At 70.5% G+C, this 3,755-nt stretch carries 2 protein-coding genes; both read left to right on the top strand.

Annotation, left to right across the window (positions count from 1 at the left end):
* Window positions 1-498 precede the first annotated feature (498 nt).
* Window positions 499-2,976 carry a type IV secretion system DNA-binding domain-containing protein gene (locus ABZS66_RS60980; RefSeq protein WP_354774051.1) on the top strand — a complete coding sequence of 826 codons (2,478 nt, stop codon included), beginning with the start codon at window positions 499-501 and terminating at the stop codon, window positions 2,974-2,976.
* A gap of 295 nt (window positions 2,977-3,271) precedes the next feature.
* Window positions 3,272-3,755 (top strand): replication-relaxation family protein (locus tag ABZS66_RS60975; RefSeq protein WP_354774049.1); only part of this gene is annotated, 484 nt, incomplete at its 3' end.

The raw sequence follows: 3,755 nt of genomic DNA, 5'->3' as shown, positions 1-3,755 counted from the left end.
GGCTTCGCGTCGTGCGAGACCCTGCCGATCGAGCACGACTTCTGGCGCTTCTACCCCACGGCCCCTTTGTTCTCCGAAAGGGCCCGACCAGTGAACACCAGCTGTTGCGAGCGAGTGCGCTCTAGCGAGCACGCCAGCCCACAGTCCGCCGTTACCAGCGGACACTCCCCGTCTTCCCCGCCGAAGCGGTGCGAGGTTGACGCTTCACTGACCACAGCCAGCACAGGTGCTGGTCTTCCACAGACTCCACGTCCGTTCGGCCCTGACGGGCCTGGTTCCCGAGGCACTCCCGGTACCGGCGTGTTTCACCTGCCGCCGCAAGGATTGCGCACACCGGATGGGTTTGGCTATCGCCCACCCGGCGACGGCGACTATGCCCCCGCAGGCGATCAGAGCGCACCACCGCGCACTCGACATGCAGCAGTTGGCCACTCCGTCTTCGCGCCCATCCCCGCGTTCGCTCCGCCGCCCGCTCCCACCTCACCGCCGGCACCGTCGGTGCCGCCCTTGCCCGGCCCGTCGCAATGGCTACTCGACACCGCCACCGCTGCTGTCGCCTGGTGCCAGGACCGGCCCTGGCTCGCACTCGTCGCCGCCCTGCTCGTTGCCATCGGCTACACGGCGCGCACCGTCGTGGCCGGCCGCTGGCGCGCCCGGGTTGCCCGCCACGCCCAGCTGATCACCATCAGCCCGCCGCCGGAGGTCGACCCGGACGGCTCCGCCACCCTGTGGGCCACCCTCGCCGCGATCCTGCACACCGGCTGGCGCCACCGTCTGCGCGACGGCCGCCCGCACATCGCTGTCGAGTATCGGTGGGGCGGCCGGGAACTGACCATTGCGATCTGGGTGCCACGCGCCATCCCGCCCGGCCCGATCCAGGCCGCGATCCGCGGCGCCTGGCCCGGCGCCGCGTGCACCGTCACCGACGCCGACCCGCCGCTGCCCCTGGACGCCCTCGATGTCGGCGGCGCACTCGCCCCCTCCCTGCCGGCCTGGTACCCGCTGCAGACCGAGCACGACAACGACCCGATGCGCACCCTGATCGCCGCCGCGTCCGGGCTGCACGCCGCGGAGTCGGCCTGCGTGCAGATCCTGGCCCGCCCCGCCACGAACAGGCAGATCCGACGGTTGCGCCGCGGCGTCCAAGGGCTGCGCACCGGCCGGCCACCACGCGACCTGCTCGACCCTGCCACCTGGCTGCGCGTCGTCCTCGACTTTAACCTGGAGCTGTTCAGCACGGGCCGACGCACTCATCCGGCCGCGCGGCACACGCCGATACCTGGCAGTGATCCGCAACGCGAGCGTGACGGCCGGGCCGGCCTCGACAAGCTCGCCGGCACCCAGTGGGAGGTGGCGCTGCGCTTCGGCGTCGCGCACACCAACCCGCGCCGCAGCGACCCCGACGGCGCCAGGCCTCGGCTGGTCACCCTCGCCCACGGCATCGCTTCCGCGTTCGGGTCCTGGACCGGACGCAACCGGCTCCGCCGGCTGTCCATCAAGCATCCGGCCCGCGTCCTGGCCGCCCGGATGCTGCGCCGCGGGTTCCTGCTGTCGTCCGCGGAACTGGCCACGATCGCGGCGCTGCCGCAGGACATCGCCGTGCCCGGTCTGGACCGGGCCCGCGCCAAGCCGATGCCCGCACCGGTCGCCGTCGCCTCCGGTGGGCGCGGCACGAAGGTGCTCGGCAAGGCCGACGTCGGCGGCCACTCCGTCGCCCTCAACGTCGCCGATGCCCGCCAGCACCTGCATGTCCTCGGCTCCACCGGCTCCGGCAAGTCGACACTGTTGATGAACATGATCCTCGATGACATCCACGCACGTCGCGGGGTCATCGTCATCGACCCGAAGGGGGACCTGGTCCTCGACCTGCTCGACCGGATCCCGGCCGGCCACGCTAAACGGCTCACCATCATCGACCCGGACCAGTCGGCCGGAACAACCCTTAACCCGTTGCAGGGCGACGACCACGATCTGGTCGTCGACAACATCGTCTCCATTTTCGGGCGGATCTTCGCCAAGCACTGGGGTCCGCGGATCGACGACACGCTCCGCGTGGCGTGCCTGACCCTGCTCCGCAAGGCCAACGCCACCCTGACGCTGATCCCGCCGCTGCTTAACGACAGAAGGTTCCGGTACACCTTTACCCAGGACCTCGACGACCCGGAAGGTCTGCGCGGCTACTGGGAGTGGTTCGAGTCGACCCCGCCGCCGCTGCGAGCGCAGGTCATCGGTCCGGTGCTGTCTAGGCTCCGCGCGTTCCTGCTGCGCGATTTCGTCCGCCGCAGCCTCGGCGCGCCACGGTCCAGCTTCGACATGCGCCGCGTCCTCGACGGCGGCATCCTGCTGGCCAGGCTCCCGAAAGGCCAGATCGGCGAGGAGACTGCCCGGCTCATGGGCAGCTTCGTCCTGGCCTCCGCCTGGCAAACCGCGACCGGCCGAGCCCGGCTCCCTGAGCCGCAGCGGCGGGACGCGTTCGCTTACATCGACGAGGCCCACAACTTCCTGAACCTGCCGGGCAGTGTCGGCGACATGCTCGCCGAGGCCCGTGGCTACCATTTCGGCCTCATCCTGGCTCACCAGAACCTGTCCCAGATGCCACGCGAGACACAGCTGGCCATCTCCGCGAACGCCCGCAACAAGGTGTTCTTCTCCTGCGCCCCCGAGGACGCCCGCCAACTGGCGCGGCACACAATGCCCGAACTCGACGAGCACGACCTGTCCCACCTGGACGCCTACCGGGCCGCGTGCCGGCTGGTCGTCAACAGCCGCGAGACCGCGGCCTTCACGCTGCGGACCAACCCGCCGCGGACGCTGGTCGGGGAAGCGATCGCGGTCCGGCAGACCGCCGCGGACGCCACGCCGGGTCCTGCCGGAAGCCGGTCGGCGATCGCCGAGCTCGCCGGTGTGGACGACCCGCCCGGCGGTGACGACCAGGACCCGGGCAGTGCACCACCAACCCACCAGCACGTCGCGTAACCCACACTGGCACGCCAACCGACGGTCTGGCTGCGAGCAGCAAACCTCATGCGCCCGGATGCGCGCTCACGCAGGTGACCGTGGCCCGCGATGTTCCTCAGCCGCACGTCGCCCACCCCGGCCAGGACCCGGTTGTCGCACCAGTCCCCGACTCGGCCAGGGTCCAGCGCCGTGCTGCCGGGGCCTGGCCGCCGTCATCCACCCAACAGCCCAGGTAGGAGACACCATGTCCGCATCCTTCGAATCCCGACACTTCCCTGAAGTGGAACTCTCCCGGGGCGAACGCTTCAGTGCCATGCCTCGCATTTCGGACCCGAGCCGGCGAGCGGCGCACAGCCTCATCGGCATCTCGCACCGGCTCCGGCCACGCGACTACGCGATCGCGTCACTCCTCGACGAGCACACCACGCTGACCACCGACCAGCTGTCCTCGGCCCTGTTCACGAACGTGACAACCTGTCGGCACCGGCTGCTCCTGCTGCGCCGCATCGGATTCATCGATCGGTTCATCCGCAACCGGCCCAACGGCCCCAACCCGGTGTGCTGGCTGCCGGGGCTGCTCTCCGCCTGCTACATGGCACTGTCCCGTGACGACAACCCACCGACCGCAAAAGCGCTACGCGAACGCCAGGACCGCGTCTACGCGAGCCCGACCCTCGACCACCTGCTGGCCGTGAACCAGTTCTTCGTGTCGCTGCTGGTCCATGCACGGCACCGGCCCAGCGCCGAACTGACCCGATGGTGGTCCGAACGCAGCACCGCAGCACGGTTCGGAGGAC

This window comes from Dactylosporangium sp. NPDC005572, assembly GCF_040605515.1.
Lineage (GTDB): Bacteria > Actinomycetota > Actinomycetes > Mycobacteriales > Micromonosporaceae > Dactylosporangium.
The sequence above is the reverse complement of the archived record's forward strand: the minus strand, read 5'-3'. Positions and strand labels throughout refer to the sequence as shown.